The organism is Dactylosporangium sp. NPDC049742 (assembly GCF_040674675.1).
Lineage (GTDB): Bacteria > Actinomycetota > Actinomycetes > Mycobacteriales > Micromonosporaceae > Dactylosporangium > Dactylosporangium maewongense.
In genome coordinates this window covers 1-17,278 of record NZ_JBFANF010000003.1, presented here as the reverse complement: position 1 = coordinate 17,278, position 17,278 = coordinate 1, and the positions used below count along the sequence as shown (strand labels likewise).

Annotated in this window: 15 protein-coding genes; 9 read left to right on the top strand and 6 right to left on the bottom strand. The window is 70.3% G+C overall.

The features are described 5' to 3' along the window. Positions 1–2 precede the first annotated feature (2 nt). Complete coding sequence (locus AB0J72_RS05450; protein WP_363395313.1) at positions 3–626, top strand: maleylpyruvate isomerase N-terminal domain-containing protein; 624 nt, start codon at positions 3–5, stop codon at positions 624–626. A gap of 25 nt (positions 627–651) precedes the next feature. Then, positions 652–1,119, top strand: coding sequence for a DUF5990 family protein (locus tag AB0J72_RS05445; RefSeq protein WP_363394675.1), 468 nt, complete (start codon positions 652–654; stop codon positions 1,117–1,119). Positions 1,120–1,378: 259 nt separating this feature from the next. Here the strand turns inward: AB0J72_RS05445 and mmsB are convergent, their stop codons facing one another. Genes mmsB through chvE form a run of 3 tightly spaced genes read right to left on the bottom strand, consistent with a single transcriptional unit; the run spans position 1,379 to position 5,270 of the window. Beyond that, entirely contained in the window at positions 1,379–2,596 is a 1,218-nt protein-coding gene (gene mmsB / locus AB0J72_RS05440; RefSeq protein ID WP_354898693.1) for a multiple monosaccharide ABC transporter permease, read from the bottom strand. Then, positions 2,593–4,137, bottom strand: coding sequence for a multiple monosaccharide ABC transporter ATP-binding protein (gene mmsA, locus AB0J72_RS05435; RefSeq protein ID WP_363394673.1), 1,545 nt, complete (start codon positions 4,135–4,137; stop codon positions 2,593–2,595). Before mmsA ends, mmsB begins: the two co-directional genes overlap by 4 nt. A gap of 2 nt (positions 4,138–4,139) precedes the next feature. Continuing rightward, entirely contained in the window at positions 4,140–5,270 is a 1,131-nt protein-coding gene (chvE, locus tag AB0J72_RS05430) for a multiple monosaccharide ABC transporter substrate-binding protein (RefSeq protein WP_363394671.1), read from the bottom strand. A 224-nt stretch (positions 5,271–5,494) separates the two neighbouring features. On the opposite strand from chvE, the gene AB0J72_RS05425 reads away from it, so the two are divergent. The 6 genes from AB0J72_RS05425 to AB0J72_RS05400 all read left to right on the top strand — a co-directional run bounded on the left by AB0J72_RS05425 (position 5,495) and on the right by AB0J72_RS05400 (position 9,407). Next, positions 5,495–6,835, top strand: coding sequence for an AMP-binding protein (locus AB0J72_RS05425; protein ID WP_363394669.1), 1,341 nt, complete (start codon positions 5,495–5,497; stop codon positions 6,833–6,835). A 48-nt stretch (positions 6,836–6,883) separates the two neighbouring features. Next, positions 6,884–7,321, top strand: coding sequence for a cold shock domain-containing protein (locus tag AB0J72_RS05420; protein ID WP_344504391.1), 438 nt, complete (start codon positions 6,884–6,886; stop codon positions 7,319–7,321). A 2-nt stretch (positions 7,322–7,323) separates the two neighbouring features. Continuing rightward, a complete protein-coding gene (locus AB0J72_RS05415) occupies positions 7,324–8,310 on the top strand; it encodes an SDR family oxidoreductase (RefSeq protein WP_363394667.1) in 987 nt (328 codons plus the stop codon). 83 nt (positions 8,311–8,393) lie between these two features. Beyond that, positions 8,394–8,813 carry a hypothetical protein gene (locus tag AB0J72_RS05410; RefSeq protein ID WP_363394665.1) on the top strand — a complete coding sequence of 140 codons (420 nt, stop codon included), beginning with the start codon at positions 8,394–8,396 and terminating at the stop codon, positions 8,811–8,813. 21 nt (positions 8,814–8,834) lie between these two features. Next, positions 8,835–9,017 carry a hypothetical protein gene (locus AB0J72_RS05405; protein ID WP_363394664.1) on the top strand — a complete coding sequence of 61 codons (183 nt, stop codon included), beginning with the start codon at positions 8,835–8,837 and terminating at the stop codon, positions 9,015–9,017. Between the two features lie 174 nt (positions 9,018–9,191). Further along, positions 9,192–9,407 carry a hypothetical protein gene (locus AB0J72_RS05400; protein WP_363394662.1) on the top strand — a complete coding sequence of 72 codons (216 nt, stop codon included), beginning with the start codon at positions 9,192–9,194 and terminating at the stop codon, positions 9,405–9,407. A 94-nt stretch (positions 9,408–9,501) separates the two neighbouring features. Here AB0J72_RS05400 and AB0J72_RS05395 read toward each other — a convergent pair whose 3' ends face one another. Then, positions 9,502–10,329 (bottom strand): hypothetical protein, encoded by an 828-nt coding sequence (locus AB0J72_RS05395; RefSeq protein ID WP_363394660.1) that lies wholly within the window; start codon positions 10,327–10,329, stop codon positions 9,502–9,504. A gap of 403 nt (positions 10,330–10,732) precedes the next feature. Here AB0J72_RS05395 and AB0J72_RS05390 point away from each other — a divergent pair, with 403 nt between their 5' ends. Beyond that, positions 10,733–14,641, top strand: a complete 3,909-nt coding sequence (locus AB0J72_RS05390; RefSeq protein WP_363394658.1) for an NACHT domain-containing protein — start codon at positions 10,733–10,735, stop codon at positions 14,639–14,641. A gap of 52 nt (positions 14,642–14,693) precedes the next feature. Here the strand turns inward: AB0J72_RS05390 and AB0J72_RS05385 are convergent, their stop codons facing one another. Both AB0J72_RS05385 and AB0J72_RS05380 read right to left on the bottom strand, forming a co-directional pair. Next, positions 14,694–16,262, bottom strand: a complete 1,569-nt coding sequence (locus AB0J72_RS05385) for a cellulase family glycosylhydrolase (RefSeq protein ID WP_363395310.1) — start codon at positions 16,260–16,262, stop codon at positions 14,694–14,696. A gap of 179 nt (positions 16,263–16,441) precedes the next feature. Then, positions 16,442–17,278, bottom strand: an 837-nt coding sequence (locus AB0J72_RS05380) for a DUF305 domain-containing protein (RefSeq protein ID WP_363394656.1), incomplete at its 5' end; no start/stop codon positions are given.

The following is a 17,278-nucleotide window of genomic DNA, read 5'->3' as shown; positions in this document are numbered from 1 at the left end:
TGATGCAATCTGCGTTTCTCGATGCCAGTGACACCGCCGCGGGGCTGCTGCGGGACCCGGCCGTGGCGGCGAGGTGGGGCGAGCCGAGTGCGTTGCCCGGGTTCACCGTCGGCGGGCTGGCCCGGCACCTCGCCAACCAGGTCACCAGGACCGTGCCGCTGCTCGCGGGGCCGCCGGGTGAGGCCGCCGTCCCCGTCCTGGACCACTTCACCGGCGCGGGCTGGGTCGGGTCGGGCAGGGACAGCGACGACAACGTCCTCATCCGTACGCGGGGTGAGGAGGCCGCCGCGCTGACCAGCGCCGCCGAGCTGGCCGCCGAGGTCGGCGCGGCGCTGGACGAGCTGCGCACGACCGTGCCGGCGCAGCATCCGGAGCGGATCGTGGACCTCGGGGAGTGGGGGCTGACGGTCGACGACTTCCTGCTGACCCGGGTGCTGGAGCTCGTCGTGCACGTGGACGACCTGGCGGTGAGCCTCGACGTACCGACGCCGCAGCTGCCGCCGGAAGCCGTCGCGGCGACCGTGGAGCTGCTCGGCAGGCTGGCGGTGTGGCGGCACGGTGCGCTACCGGTGGTCAGGGCACTTGCCAGGCAGGAGCGGGCCCCCGCGTCGATCGCGGCGCTGTAGAACCGAGCGGCATAGGGTCAGGGGTGTGCGAATCCGGATCGAGGGCACGGACCTGCCGGGGCGGCGCCCCGGCGCCGACACGCTGCGGCTGCACAACGTACACGTGGGCGTGCAGCGCAAGGCCGAGGTGGTGGACAGGGTCCGGGCCGACGCGCCGGACGTGACCTGGGACCTTGAGGTGACCAGCCGGGAGGTCGACGGGCTGCTCGACGTCGGCGGCCCGTGGGTGCACGGCCGGCCCGGGGCGCGGTTCCTCTACCTGAGCTGGGGCGCTGTGACGGGCGACGAGTTCGCGATGTTCCGCCGGGCGAAGCTCATGTTCGGCGACATCCCGACCGAAGTGCTACGGGCGGCGCACGACGGGGCCGGCACGCTGCACGGCCGGCTCGGCCTGACCGACGCGGCGGGCGACCCGGTGTGCGCGCGCGTCCGCCCGCGATCACGTGGGCGGTGCACTGACCGGGCCACGACGAGCGGCCCGCAACAAAGCTGACCGGGGCCACGACGAGCGGCACCGCAACAAAGCTGACCGGGGCCACGACGAGCGGCACCGCAACAAAGCTGACCGGGGCCACGACGAGCGGCACCGCAACGAAGCTGACCGGGGCCACGACGAGCGGCACCGCAACGAAGCTGGCCGGGCCACGACGAGCGGCCCGCAACGAACAGGAGGCCCAGGGGACCGTCAGCATCCCCCGGGCCTCCACCATCCACCGGTTCGCGTCCCGCCCAGGCCACGTACCGGCGAAACCTCAGCGGGAACGGCCCGCCCGGCGCTTCGCCCAGACGTCGAACGCGACCGCCGCCAGCAGCACCAGACCCTTCACGAGCATGACCCGCTCGCTCGGGGAGCCGATGAGGGACATGCCGTTGTTGATGACGGCCATGATCAGGCCGCCGGTGATGGCGCCGACGACCTTCCCGACGCCGCCCTGCACCGCCGCGCCCCCGATGAATGCCGCGGCGATCGCGTCCAGCTCGAACGCGTTGCCGGCGGTCGGGCCGGCCTGGTTGAGCCGGCCGGCGAAGATGATGCCGGCGATCGAGGCGAGCAGCCCCATGTTCACAAAGATCCAGAAGGTCACCGACTTGACCTTGACGCCGGAGAGCCCGGCGGCCTGCAGGTTGCCGCCGACGGCGTAGATGTGCCGGCCGAAGACGGTGCGCTGGGAGATCAGCGTGTACAGCAGGACGAGCGCGGCGAGCAGGACCAGCACCCACGGCAGGTTCTTGAAGCGGGCCAGCTGGACGATGATGAACATCAGCACGAGCGACGCGCCGGCGATCTTCGCGACGAACACGGGAAGGCTGTCGACGGCCTGCCCGTAGCCGATGCGGCCGCTGCGGGCCCGCCACTGCACGACCACGATCCCGGCGACCGCAGCCAGGCCGACGAGCAGCGTGAAGAGGTCCGCGCCACCGAGGACGCCGAGGCCGATGTTGTTCAGGAAGCCCGGCGTGAAGCCGTTGGCGAGGGTCCGCACGTCGTCGGGGAACGGCCCGATGCCCTGGTTGCCCAGGACGGTCATGGTGAGCGCCCGGAAGACGAGCATGCCGGCGAGCGTGACGATGAACGCCGGGATCCCGAAGTACGCGATCCAGAACCCCTGCCAGGCGCCGATGAGCGCCCCGACGGCGAGGGTGGCCAGGATCGCGACGGGCCACGGCACGTCCAGGTCGACCATGAGCACCGCGGCGACGGCGCCGGTGACCGCGACGACGGAGCCCGCGGACAGGTCGATGTGCCCGGCGATGATGATCAGGATCATGCCGATGGCGAGGATCAGGATGTACGAGTTCTGCACGACGATGTTCGAGATGTTCTGCGGCTCCAGCAGCGAGCCGGACGTCAGGACCTCGAACAGGACCACGATCGCGGCGAACGCGATGTAGATGCCGCTCTGGCGCAGGTTGACCGAGAAGCGGGTCGGCGCCACGGTCTCCGTGTCGGCCTCCACGATGGTCGTCATGAGCGTTCCTTAAAGCTGGTCATGAGCTGCATGAGCCGCTCGGGGGTCGCGTCGGCGCGGGGCAGTTCGCCGGTGACCCGGCCCGCCGACAGGGCGTAGATGCGGTCGCAGATGCCGAGCAGCTCCGGCAGCTCGGAGGAGATGACCAGGATCGCCTTGCCCTCGTCGGCGAGCCGGTTGATGATCGTGTAGATCTCGTACTTGGCGCCGATGTCGATGCCGCGGGTCGGCTCGTCGAGGATCAGCACGTCAGGGTCCGTGAAGATCCATTTGGCGAGCACGACCTTCTGCTGGTTACCGCCGCTGAGCGTCCCGGTGACGGTGCCGACGCCGGGCGCCTTGATGTTGAGGCTGTGCCGGTAGTCCTCGGCGACCCGGAACTCGCGGTTGTCGTCGACCCAGCCGCCCCGGGCGATCCGCGGCAGCGCGGCGCCGGAGACGTTGCGCTGGATGTCCTCGATGAGGTTGAGGCCGTACCGTTTGCGGTCCTCGGTGGCGTACGCGATGCCGTGCGCGATCGCGTCGCCGACGGTCCGCAGCTCGACGGGGACGCCGTCCTTGTACACCTGGCCGCTGATGCCGGTGCCGTAGCTGCGCCCGAAGACGCTCATCGCGAGCTCGGTGCGCCCGGCGCCCATGAGTCCGGCGAGTCCGACGATCTCGCCGCGGCGCAGCGTCAGGTTGGCCTTGTCGACGATGACCCGCCCGTGCTGGGTGGGGCTGTGCACGGTCCAGTCCTCGATCCGCAATGCTTCGTCCCCGAATGAAGCCGGCGTGGCGGCTCGTGGCGGGAAGCGGTGCGACAGGTCCCGGCCGACCATGCCGGAGATGATGCGGTCCTCCGTCACGCCCTTGCCGCGCATGTCGAGGGTCTCGATGGTGCGGCCGTCGCGCAGGATCGTGGTGGTGTCGGCGACCGCCTCGATCTCGTTGAGCTTGTGCGAGATGATCACGCAGGTGATGCCGCGCTCGCGGAACTCGCGCAGCAGATCCAGCAGATGCTGGGAGTCGGACTCGTTGAGCGCCGCGGTCGGCTCGTCGAGGATCAGCAGCCGGACTTCCTTGGACAGCGCCTTGGCGATCTCGACGAGCTGCTGCTTGCCGACGCCGAGGTCCATCGCCGGGGTGACCGGGTTGTCACGGAGGCCGACCCGGCGCAGGAGCGCGCCGGCGTCGGCATTCGTGCGGTTCCAGTCGATGAGGCCGCGGTGCACCCGCTCGTTGCCGAGGAAGATGTTCTCGGCGATCGACAGGTGCGGGATGAGCGCCAGCTCCTGGTGGATGATGACGATCCCGCGCCGCTCGCTGTCGCGGATCCCGCCGAAGTGGCAGGGCTCCCCGTCGAAGTCGATGTCGCCGGTGTACGAGCCGTGCGGGTACACGCCGGACAGCACCTTCATGAGGGTCGACTTCCCGGCGCCGTTCTCACCGCAGATCGCGTGGATCTCCCCGCGGCGGACCTCGAGGTTCACATCCTGCAGCGCGGCAACGCCGGGAAACGTCTTGGTGATGCCGCGCATCCGCAGAATTACGTCGTTCATGGTTACTTGAGGTCGCTCTCGGTGTAGTAGCCCGAGTCGATGAGGACCGTCTTGTAGTTCGACTTGTAGACGATGACCGGCTCCAGGAGGTACGACGGGACGACCTTCACGCCGTTGTCGTAGTCCTTGGTGTTGTTGGTCTCCGGCTTGCCGCCCTTGAGGACCGCGTCGGCCATCTTCACGGTGACGTCGGCGAGCTTGCGGGTGTCCTTGTAGATCGTCGCGTACTGCTCACCGGCGATGATGGACTTGACCGACGCCTTCTCCGCGTCCTGGCCGGTGACGATCGGGTAGGGCTGGCCGGCGGTGCCGTAGCCGCTGCTCTTCAGCGCCGACAGGATGCCGATCGAGAGGCCGTCGTACGGGGACAGCACGCCCTGGACCTTGGTGCCGCCGACGTAGGTCTTGGTGATGATGTCCTCCATGCGCTTCTGCGCCGTGGCGGGGTCCCACCGGAGGATGGCGACGGTCTTGAAGTCGGTCTGCCCGGACTTCACCACGAGGGTGCCCTTGTCGATGTACGGCTTGAGCGTGTCCATCGCGCCGTTGAAGAAGAAGGTGGCGTTGTTGTCGTCGGGCGAGCCGGCGAACAGTTCGACGTTGAACGGCCCGGTCGCGGTGCCGTCGCTGCCGTCCTCCTTCTTCAGGCCGAGGCCGACCAGCAGCGACGTCGCCTGCTGCACGCCGACCTTGTAGTTGTCGAAGGTGGCGTAGTAGTCGACGTTCGGGGACTTGCGGATGAGCCGGTCGTACGCGATGACCGGGATCTTCTTGTCCGCGGCCTGCTGGAGCTGGGTCGTGATGGCGGTGCCGTCGATCGAGGCGACGATGAGCAGCTTCGCGCCCTTGGTGATCTGGTTCTCGATCTGGTTGACCTGGGTCGGGATGTCGTTCTCCGCGTACTGCAGGTCGACCTTGTAGCCGAGCTTCTCCAGGGCCGCCTTGACGTTGTTGCCGTCGGCGATCCACCGCTCGGAGGACTTCGTCGGCATCGTGACGCCGATGAGGCTGCCCGCGCCGGCGGCGGCGCCCGCCTCCTTGTCGGCGGTCTTCTCGGCGGAGCCGCAGCCCGTGACGCTGAGCGCGACGGCGAGGCTGAGGCCCGCGGCGGCCAGTGCTCTGGTGAACTTCATCTGGGGTGTCCTCCACGGTGTACGCAGGGTGCAGCGCCCGGTGACGCCTCATGTGAGCGCTATCAGCGGTGCCGGCGGAAATCTGTGGGTGTCTTGGTCATGGAGGACTTGAAAGCCGGGAATCGTTTCAAGTCCGTGGCGGGGGTGTTGCTCGGCACAGTGTTAACGCTCACAAATGGAGGTGTCAAGACACCGTCGGATCACGAAATGGGAGGATGGTCGTCATGCGCCTGCTCGCCGGCACCACCGGCCCGGGATCCGCCGACCGGCCCGACGCGGTGACCGTCGACGGCCGGACCCTGTCCTCCGAGGCCCTGCTCGGCGCGGCCCTCGCGGTGGCCGCGGACGTGCACGGCGCGGCCACCGTCGCCGTCGACGCGACCCCGTCCCTGGAGACGGTCGTCGCCGTCGTCGGCGGGCTCCTCGCCGGCGCCGCCGTCGTGCCCGTGCCGTCCGACGCCGGCCCGGCCGAGCGCTCGCACATCCTCGACGACTCCGGGGCGTCGATCGTCCTGGACACCGTCGACGTCACCCGGCGCTCGTCGGTCAGCCTGCCCACACCGGCGCCCGAGTCCCCGGCGCTCATCATGTACACCTCCGGCACCACCGGCGCGCCCAAGGGCGTCGTGCACACGCACGCGTCGCTCGAGGCCGGCGTGGACGCCGTCGCCGACGCGTGGGACTGGACACCGGACGACCGGCTCGTGCACGGCCTGCCGCTGTTCCACGTGCACGGTCTGGTCCTCGGGGTGCTCGGTGCGCTGCGGGCCGGTTCTCCGCTCGTACACACGCGGAAACCGCAACCCGAGCGGTATGCCGCGGCCGGCGGGACCCTCTACTTCGGCGTGCCGACCGTGTGGTCGCGGATCTGCGCGCAGCCCGCCGCGGCCCGGGCGCTGTCCCGCGCGCGGCTGCTCGTCTCCGGCAGCGCCGCCCTCCCCGTGCCGGTCTTCGAGCACCTGCGCGCGCTGACCGGCCACGCACCGGTCGAGCGGTACGGCATGACCGAAACCCTGATCACGATCAGCAGCCGCTTCGACGGCGCCCGCTTCCCGGGCGACGTCGGCGTCCCCGTGCGCGGCGTCGAGACCCGCGTCGAGGCATCCGACGGCGACATCGGGGAGCTGTGGGTGCGCGGACCCATGCTGCTGCGGCGGTACGTCCACCAGCCCGCCGACCTGATGGACGGCTGGTTCCGCACCGGCGACATCGCCCGCAAGACCCCCGGCGGCCGGCACCGGATCGTCGGCCGCGCCTCCACCGACCTCATCAAGTCCGGCGGCTACCGCATCGGCGCCGGCGAGGTCGAGGACGCCCTGCTGGCGCACCCCGCGGTCCGCGAGGCGGCCGTGATCGGCACCCCGCACGCCGACCTCGGCGAGGCGGTCACCGCATACGTCGTCGCCGCCCCCGGCACGGCACTGCTCGCGGATGAGCTCGTCGACTTCGTCGCCAAGCAACTCTCCGTGCACAAACGGCCGCGCGTGGTGCACCTGGTCGAGTCGCTACCACGCAACGCCATGGGCAAGGTGCAGAAGAAGCGCCTCGGTGGTCCTATGCTCTGATGTGCCGGACCCAGCGGACGCGGGCCGGCTCGATGGCTGGTGGTGGTCGTGGTGGAGACAGGCAGAATTCTGCGGTTCGACGAGGTGCGTGGTTACGGGTTCATCGCCCCCAACGCGGGCGGCGAGGACGTGTTCGTCCACGCCAACGACTTCGGCGAGCAGCGGCACCTCGTGCATCCGGGGATGCGCGTCGAGTACGAGGTCGAGGAGGGCGAGCGGGGCCTGAAGGTCGCCACCGTCCGCATCCTCGACGCACCCGCGCGCCGCGAGCACGCCCGGCCGTCGCGCCCCGTGCACCACGACGACGAAGACGCCGAGCCCGGCGACGACGACGGCCTGTGCGACGTGCTCAGCAGCCGCGAGTTCTCCGCCGAGGTGACCGAGCTGCTCATCCAGCACGTCCCGTCGCTCACCGGCAGCCAGATCTCGCAGGCGCGCCAGCACCTGGTCAGCTTCGCGCGGACCCACGGCTGGGTGGAGAGCTGAGGATGAGGGTCCTGTTCATCGGCGGCAGCGGCATCATCAGCTCCGCCTGCACCGACCTGGCCGTCTCCCGCGGCATCGACCTGTACCTGCTGAACCGCGGCACCAGCACGACCCGGCCGCTCCCGCCGGGCGTCACGGTCCTGCGCGGCGACATCCGGGACCCGCTGTCCGCCCGCGCCGCGCTCGACGGCCTGACCTTCGACGCGGTGGTGGACTGGGTCGCCTTCACGCCGGAGCACGTGCGGACCGACATCGAGCTGTTCCGCGGCCGGACCGGGCAGTACGTCTTCATCAGCTCCGCGTCGGCCTACCAGACCCCGCCGGCCCGGCTGCCCGTCGTCGAGTCGTCCCCGCTGCGCAACCCCTTCTGGCAGTACAGCCGGGACAAGATCGCCTGCGAGGACCTCCTCGTGCGGGAGTACCGGGAGTCCGGGTTCCCCGCGACCATCGTGCGCCCCTCCCACACGTACGACCGCACCCTCGTGCCCTTCGACGGCGGCTGGACCGCACCCGCCCGCATGCGCGCCGGCCGCGAGGTCGTCATCCACGGCGATGGCACGTCCCTGTGGACCCTCACGCACCACACCGACTTCGCCCGTGGCTTCGTCCCGCTGCTCGGCCACCCCCGCGCCATCGGCGACGTCTTCCACATCACCAGCGACGACGTCCTCACCTGGAACCAGATCGCCGAACACATGGCCGCCGCCCTCGGCGTCACCGCCAAGCTCGTCCACGTCCCGTCGGACGCGATCGCCGCCGCCGACCCGGACTGGGGCGCCGGCCTCCTCGGCGACAAGGCCCACTCGATGGTCTTCGACAACAGCAAACTGCGCGCCCTGGTCCCCGACTACGTCGCCACCGTCCCCTTCCACGTGGGCGCCCGCGAGATCGTGGCCTGGTTCGACGAGGACCCGTCCCGCCAGACCGTCGACGACCGCCTCGACAAGCTCATGGACGACCTGGCCGCCCGCTACCGCGTCCAGTCCTGACGGGCGGCGCCGCGCTCGAACTGCGGACGCCGCCGGGGTCGGAGCGGCACACTGGGGTCGGGAGATCAGCGCGAGGACAGGTCATGAGCCGGGACCCGACCGGGGACGATGAGGCGAAACGGTGGGCGCGGTTCGCCCGCGCCCCGCACCCGCCCGCGACGCGCCCGGGCCGGGTCCGGAAGGCCGTCGCGGTCTACGTCGCGGCGGTGAGCGCGGTCGCTTGTGGCGCCATGACCGAGCTCGGCCGGCTCGACCACGAGTCCCCGTCGGCCGACTTCGCCACGCCGCTGTTCTGGACGGCGATCGCCCTGACCGTGCCGCTGGGCCTGCTGTGGCACGCGTGGCTCCCGCTCGTCATCGACGTCGTCAACACCGTCGGCCGCCTCCCGGCCGTCCTCTTCGGACTGTCGTTCGGCGTGATCGCCGCGGCGAACGCCGCCCTCGTCCTGTCCCTCGCCTCCGCCGCCAGATCCCTGTGGCGCCGCACCAGGCACCATTCCTGACCACCCGGGAGGGTCTCCGAGATGGGAGTCTTGTGGCGGGCCGCCGGGGAGTCGCTCGACCAGTCTCTGCGGGAGCACGGGCTCGATCCGGCCGGCATCGACACCGTCGAAGCGGCGTGGCGGGCGTTCTGCGCGTTTCTGCGGGTCGAGATCGACGGGCTCGACCCCGAACCCGACTCCGACGCGGATGGGTTCATCGTGTAGTGGGGGCGGTACTCGTGGAACGGCGGGCTGCCGTCGCTCGACTTCACCCGGCAGCTCGCCGTCCTCGAAGTCGACGGCTCGGACGACGGCTCGGACGACGGCTCGGACGACGGCTCGGACGACGGCTCGGACGACGGCTCGGACGACGTGGAGGTCGGGCCGGAGCTGTGGCAGGTGAGCCTTCAGCTGTGGTTCGCCGACGGACCTGAGCTCGCGGGCATCGGCGAGCTGCGCCCAAGTGACAGCGGGTTCGACTTCACGCCGGTGGGAGCGGGCCGGGACGCGGCCCTCGCGGCCGTGCGCGACCAGATCGAGCGGTTGCCGCCGGTACGGGCGGCGTGGCGGGCGAAGCCCGTCGGCAGCAGGCTCACCTTCGAATGCTCATGCTGAGCCGCCGCGCCGGTCCTGGGACCAAGACCGGCGCGGCGCGTCACCGGACGGTGCCGAATGGCGCCGGGCCGTCGCTGCCCGGCGCCACCTCCGGTTACGGCAGCTGGAAGATGATGGACGTGCCGGACTGGGCCGCCTTCCGGCTCTGCTGGATGAGGAAGCCCGACGCCCCGGTGTCGTTGGCCATGTGCTTGGCCAGGCTCACCTTGTCGGGCTCGGAGCACTGCGCGTAGGTCGCGCACCCGTACATGACGTTCGCCATGACGTCGACCGTCGCCCGGTTCTGCACGTAGTACGCGTCGAGCTTGGCCTTGGCGTAGTCGTTGTAGTTCCTGAACTCGCTGATGTCCCGCCCGAACTGGAACAGCCCGATGCCCTTCTGCAGCATGCTCAGCAGACTCGCGAACCGGGCCGTGACCTTCGCGCTGAAGTCGGTGCTGAGCTTCGAGTACAGCTGCAGCGCCGACGTCGTGAGATCCGTCAGGTAGTTGTGCTCCGGCAGCTCGAACACCACCGTCGACGCGACGAACGTGCAGGTCGTCTCGTCGTCGAGCGGCCGGCCGCTACCCGTCACCGACACGTGGTACAGCCCGGGCAGGTAGTAGTGGTGCCGGAACGTCGTCGCGCTCGTGTACGTGTACGAGCCGGCCCCACCCCACGGATCGGCCCAGTTCACCGTCGCGGTGAACTCGCACGCCCCCGAACCGGTGACGTTGTACTGGACACTCGCGTTGCCGTCGGGGATGCAGACCGCCCCGGCCGTCCCGCATCCCGGCGCCCCTGCCGGGGTCACCACCCGCCCGGTGGCGACCCGCTTCCCGGGATTCGCCGGCCCCGGATCGGCGTGCGCGGTCCCAGAACCCACGACCACCACGGCGAGCACCGACACTGCGACCGCCAGCCTTCTCAGGTTCATTCGCATGCCTGTCATCACACTGCCGGCATGCCGCCGACCGCCCGCGTTCCGCCCGCTTCTAACCGATCATCCCGGCCGCATCTGGATACCCCGCCCGCCGCCCCGCACCGTTCGCTGCACGAAGACGAGCCGTTCGACGACCCACCCACGGCGACATCCGGATTGCCTTCCCGACCGGCCAGGAGCGGCTCCCGGGCACCCCGGCCACTCCCTCGCCGACGTGCAGCAGGCATTGACTACAGTAATCCGTGCCCGGGTCGGATCCTGACCTTCTGGAGCGGTCGTGCGCGGCAAAAACATACAAGAATTTCACGTATTCATCGCATCCCCCGGCGATGTCGCGGTCGAACGCCAAGCGGTTCGTGACGCCTTCGAACAGATCAATCGCACGGCCGGGATGAACTGGGGCGTGCGGTTCCAGGTCATCGACTGGCAGAATGCCGCGTCGATCGGGGTGGGGCGGCCGCAGGAGCTGATCACGGCGCAGACGTTGGAGCGGTTCCGTTCCAGCCTGGTCCTGGTGGTCGTCATCATGGCGCAGCGGTTCGGCAGCCCGAGCGGTGCCGCAAAGTCCGGCACCGAGGAGGAGATCCGCTGGGCGCTCGCCGCCAACTCGCCGAGCGGCTTTCCCGAGGTGAAGTTCTTCTTCCGCGACATTTCCCAGCTCGTCTTTCCCCCGGACCTGGACGAGGCCGCCGCGGCGCTCGAACAGTGGAAACTGGTGCTGGCATTTCGCGAAGAGGTCGAGACCGGCCACAAGATTTGGCGGAAGCGATATCCGGACGCCGCTTCCTTCGGTGAGGTGTTCCGGCAGGATCTCGACCTCTGGCTGCACGACGAGGGCCGTCCGTGGGCCCGGCACGACGCGGTTCGCGTGGTCAAGGACGAGCCCGACAGGCCACCGGTCGAATATCTCAGGAGCCTGGTTCGCGACAACCAGTGGCTGGACATCGCCGGCATCGACTCCGATCGCGCGTTCAAACTGCCCCTCGAGGAGATCTACGTCCGGCTCCGGGTGATCTCCGCTGGCCCCGACGGCACCGGGGACAACGAGGACGCGGCGCCGTTCGACATCCAGACCGCGCTGGAGCGGTACCGGCGCCTCGTCGTGGTCGGTGACCCCGGCAGCGGCAAGTCGACGTTCCTGCGGTTCATCGCGCTGGTCCTCGCCGGTTGCCTGATCAACGGCGACCCGGCGCAGGCACACGAGCGGCTCTCACTGCCCGCCCCGATCCCGGTGCCCATCTTCGTGTCGTGCTGGGACCTGGCCGAGCACCTGCGCAGGGTCGGCGGCCGGGGCAGGCTCGGCGTGATCCTGGAGTTCATCGTCGAGCGGCTCACCGAGTCGGGCTGGCCGCTCGCCCTGGACGGCCTGCGGCGGCTGCTGGCCGGTGGCGGGTGCATCCTCCTGGTCGACGGCCTCGACGAGGTGCCCACCGAGGAGGGCCGGCACCTCGTCAGCGACCTCATCGAGCAGTTCGTCGCCAGGCACCCAGGCAACCGGTACGTCGTCACCTCCCGCGTCCGGGCCTATACCGGGGAAGCGCAGCTGCAGGAGGAGTTCGCCCGCTGCGACATCCAGCCCTTCGCCGAGCCGGAGCGCAAGGCGTTCCTCACCAACTGGGTGGGGCAGCTGATGAAGCAGCGCGGCGACACGGCCGACGCCGGCACCGAGCTGGACGCCCTCACCACGGCCATCGAGACCAGCTCCATCCGAGAGCTGGCGATCAACCCGCTGCTGCTCACCGTCATCGCCATCGTCCACTGGAACCGCAAGCGCCTTCCGGAGCAGCGCGTCGACCTCTACGACGAGTGCATCGACGTCCTGCTCGGCCAGCGCAAGCAGGCCGAACAGCTGCGTGCCTCCCGCGACCTGAAGGTGCTCGAACGCGAGGTCGGCGAGCGCCGCTCCAACCAGCGGGTATGGGTCCGGAAGCGCTTCGCCGAGATCGCCCACGCGATCCTCACCCACAGCGACGAGGAGATCGGCCACGCCGCCGCCGTCAAGCTCCTGGTGTCGCACTTCCGCGACAAGGAGGACCCGCGCGCCGCCGCCGAGCGCTTCCTGGACGAGCAGGAGCTCAGCAGCGGCCTGCTGGTCCGCCGGCGGTCCCACTCCTACCGGTTCGTCCACCTGACGTTCCAGGAGTACCTCGCCGCGTGGCACCTCGCGAGCCGGGTCCTCACCGACACCCTCGACACGATCACCCCGCATCTGCGCGACCCGAAGTGGTTCGAGACCCTCCAGCTGCTGGGCGGCGTGCTGGCCAACCGGTCCGACGAGGACCTCGACAGCTACGTCGGCTTCCTCGTCGGCCAGGCCGGAGCGACGATCGGGGAACAGGCCCCGGTAGTGGCCCTGTGCGCCAACATCGTCCGCGACACGGGTGCGGTGGCGACGGTCGAACCGGGGACCCGTCACCGCTACGAAGACCTGCTCCGGGCGACCCTGGCGGCATTCGCCCCGGGGTCGGGCGTGCCCGGCAAGACCCAGTTGGAGATCCTGACCGCCCTCGGCACCCTGGGCGCGTCGGTGAAGGAACACCTCATCTCCGCGACGCGTTCCGGTCTGCTGGAGGTCCGCCGCCGCGCACTGGAGATGCTGGTGCCCCACCTCTCCGACGCGGACCTCTTCGGCATGACCCACGTCCTGTCCGACCGAAGCAAGGAGCCGATCAAGACCTACATCAACGAACTGGCCGACCGCGATCCGATCCGCGCGGGCGAGACTCTGCTCGACCTTGCGCTGTTCGGCGAGAAGACGTTCGACGCGCTCGTCGAGGTGCGGTCGTTGCCGCTGCGCGACTACGGCACGCCTGCCTGGCCCGCCTTCGTCGGCAACGGTTTCGGTCGCATCCACGCCCGGCAGAAGCGCGCCGTGCAAGCACTCGAGGTGTTCGGCGACCACCGCGACGAAACCTGGACACTGCTGGGACGCTTGGCGGAACAGGGCAGCAAGGCAGCGGTCACCGCGCTCGCACGGTGGCCCGCTCGCTTCGACGACACGTGGGAGCTGATGTGCCGGCTGGTCGAGGCGGGATCTACGGAGGCCTTGGACGTTGTTGTCCAGACGTACGGTGGCTCGGCCGTTCGTGAGCTGATCGAGCGGCTCGCCAGGTCCGGATGGGAACCTGCCGTCAGTGTCTTCGCGAGGGGGACCGGTGCCTCGAAAGGCGGCCTCGAACCGCTGACGGCGCTTGCGGAGCGCGGATCGGCCGCAGCCATCGCCGCCCTGACACAGTGGCGCCTGTACTCCTCCGGAGGGAGCGCTGTGCTCATCCGGCTCGCCGAATCCGGATCCAAACCGGCCATCACGGCGCTGGTCATGTATCGGGAGTTCTACCCCGAGATTCATGCCCTGCTCACCCGGCTCGTGTCGGCCGGTTCCGAGCCTGCCATCATCGGCCTGGCGAGAAGCGAACCTGAGAACACGAAGATCCGGGTGCTCCTTCGCCGGCTCGCCGGGACCGGTTCCGCGGCAGCGATCGAGTGCCTGAACGACATTCGGCCGAAGAGCCCGCAGGACTTGACGGTCCTGACCCGCCTTGCGAAGACCGGAGACGCACACGCCATCAACGCATTGAGCCGGCGGCGGGACAGCACCGGGGCAACGGATGCGCTCCTGATGCAGCTCGCCCGGGCCGGGTCGCTGCCGGCGGCTCGAGCGCTGGTGCAATCACGCCCTTTCAACCCAGGTACCCAGAAGATCCTGTTGAGCCTCGCCGCGCGTGGATACACCGACACGCTCGAGTTGCTGGTCAGCAACGACCCTGGCGATGCCGAGGCGTGGACGCTCATTGAGCGGGCCGACGACGAAACGCTGCGGACAGTCGCACCGCGATTGCAGTATGACGACCTCGACTCGGGACTGGCCACGCTGGGGAGCCGGCATGGTGCACCGCCGCCGCTGCTGGTGCGACTGATCGAGGCGGGCTCCGGCGCGGCCGGTGAGGTGCTCCTGGCGCACTGGCCTGACGACGACGAGACGTGGCAGTTGCTGCGGCGGCTGCCCGGAGCACACGCCGGGCCGGCCCTCTGGGTGGCGCTGATCGAAACCTTTGGCGAACGCCCCGAGGTCTGGGAGATCGTCGGCCGCCTCACCGACGACGACGTGGCGCGCATCGCGCAATGGAGGTCAACACCCGCCGGATTGACGCGGCAATCCGGCAACGACGCGGTGCGCTGGGCGTTCCTCGGCCGGCTCGCGGCGGCGGGATCGGCGGAGGCGGGCCGGCTCGTGGCGTGGCGGGACTGGGCGTACGCCACCGCGGGCGAGACCGGGGTCCGTGCGTTCTTCGGCTGGGACGCCGAGCAGTAACGGCGGCGGGGCCCGGAGACGCGCTCCGGGCCCCGCCTGAATGCCGGCCGCTCTACGAGCAGGCCGCACCGTTGAGCTTGACGTTGCTCGGGGCGGGGGTGGAGGGGCCGTTGGCGGTGAAGCCGACCGACACCGACGCACCCGCGGCGAGGGACGGGGCCCAGGAAGGGCCGGCGGCGGTGAACGTGGTGCCCGACTGGGTCACCGTGGCGTTCCAGCCGCTGCCGAGGGTCACGCCCGACGGGACCGTCCACGTGATCGAGAACGGGTTGACCGCGGCGCTGCCGGTGTTCTTCACCGTGATGGCCGCCTGGTAGCCGCCCTGCCACGCGTTGTCGATGCGGACGGTGGCGGTGCAGGAGCCGGTGCCCGTGTTGCCGGACGGCGACGTCGAGACCGACGGCGAGACCGACGCCGACGCCGAGCCGGTCGGGTTCGTGCCGCCGACGGGCGGGATGAGGTACGGCTGCAGGATCGACTGCTTCTGCTGGTTGACCGTCTTCCAGTCGTCGCCGACGATGCCACCCGTGTCGCCGGAGTTGGGGTTCCAGGACCAGTAGGTGAAGTCCATGCCGGTGACGCCGGTGCCCATGTACTCCATGAGCTTCTTCAGCCACAGCACGTCCTGCGGGCTCTGCAGCGTCGAGCCGAACTCGCCGACGAGCACCGGCGCGATGTTCTGCTTCTCCAGGTAGCCCCAGAACTGGTCCCAGATGGCGGGGAGGTTGTTCGGGAACGCCGGGTCGTCGAACCACGCCTGGTGGTAGACGGAGTTGCCGTACTCGTGCGCGGAGTAGACGAGCTTGTTGGCCTTGTTGAGCCGGACCGGGAACTGGCCGGCCTTCGACAGGTTGCCGCCCCACCAGCCGCACGGCTCGTCGGGGATGTTGTCCCACGCGTTGGCGTTGCCGCCGCTGGGGCAGCTGACGCCCTCCACGACGATGAGCCAGTTGGGGTTGACCTCCAGGATGGCGTTGCCGGCGCGCTCGGCGGCCAGGCGCCAGTCCCGGTTCACGTCGCCGCAGCCCCAGCACGATCCGGTGCCGTTCGGGTCCGTACCGTCCGCGTGCGGCTCGTTGTGCAGGTCCGCGCCGACGACGGTCGGGTTGTTCGCGTAGTGCTGGGCGAGCATCCGCCAGTTGCTGATCCAGGTCGCCTCGGGCGTCGCCGACACGTACCAGAGGGCGCTCTGCCCGGCGCTGGTCGGGCGGTGCCGGTCCAGCAGGATGCGCATGCCCTTGGTGCCGGCGTAGGCGACGACCTTGTCGAGGATCTGCAGCGGGGTCAGGCCCTGCAGGTCGGGGTTGGTGTAGCCGTCGACGCTGTTGGCGGCCGCGCCGGGCTTCAGGGCGTCCTCGGAGAACGGCACCCGCAGCGTGTTGTAGCCGAGGCTCGCCATCTGGTCGATGTGGTCGCGCCACGGGCGGGCCCACAGGCCGTGGAACGTCTTGTTGTCGGTCTCCATGCCGAACCAGTTGATGCCGGTCAGGCGCACCGGGTTGCCGCCGGCGTCGATGATCTGGTTGCCGCGGGTGCTCAGGTAGCCCGTGCCGGTGCCGCCCACGGCCGCCGACGCCGTGCTGTTGAGCCCGATGACGGCAACCGCGCCGACGACGGCCAGGCTGCTGGCCGCGACGGCGGCCCAGAGTCTCTTCACCACACCCTCCTCAGTCGAAACTGCCACCGGGACGGGAGTCGTGGCAGTGGCAGGCCGACGCTAGGAGCGGGCGATCGCACGTGTCGTCGCCGCCGCCACGGTACGAGCAAAACCGCAGGTCAGCCGGGCGTGGAGGGCGAAAGTTACATCGTGGGAAGCTGCGCCAGCAGCTTGCTGTGCGCGTCCAGGACCTGCTGGGCGGCGGCCTTGGTGGCGGGGTCGGCGCCGTTCTTCGCCTCCGACCCGCACAGCGCGGTGGTGCCGGTCAGGTGGTCGCGGAGCACCTCGAGGGCCTTCGCCGGCTGCTGCGCGGCGGGCACGGCACGGATCGCCGTCATGTCGGCGTCGACGACCATCCCGGGCAGGTCGTGTCCCGCGTGGATGCTGGAGTCCTCGACGGCGCCACCGTCCGCGAGGGCCTTGCGCAGCGCGGCGAGCTCGGACCGGTGACCGTCGGCGGCGGAGCGGGCGATCGGCGTGAGCGCCGGGTCGCCGCCGGTGACGATGAGGTCGAACAGCTGCCCGGCGCTGGTGTTCAGGGAGATCATCAGCTGCAGGTACGCGATGTCCGTCGGGTTCAGCGATGTCACCGCGACCGGTGCGGTGCTGCGCTGCGCCGTGGGGGCCGCCGGCTCGTGGGCGGGCCTCGCCCAGAGGACCACGACGGCGAACGCGGCGACCAGCACGATCAGGACCGCCCCGACCCTGCGCCAGCCGTCCCGCCCGCGCTCCCCGGCCTCGTCGGGCGCCTCGATTTCCGCTGCTTCCGCGGTACCGGTGGAGTCCGCGCTTTCAGAAGCCTTCGGTGCTTCCGGGGCCTCCGTCGCCGCGGCCTCCTCAATCGGCGCCTCGGTGGCGGCCTCGGTGACGAGTGCTTCCGCCTGCGGGGCCTCGGCGGGTTGGTTCGACGTCACCGGCCGCCACCCCCACCGCGGCGGGGAGGGAGGTCCGCCGCGGTCGGGGTGGCGGCCCCGGCCGAC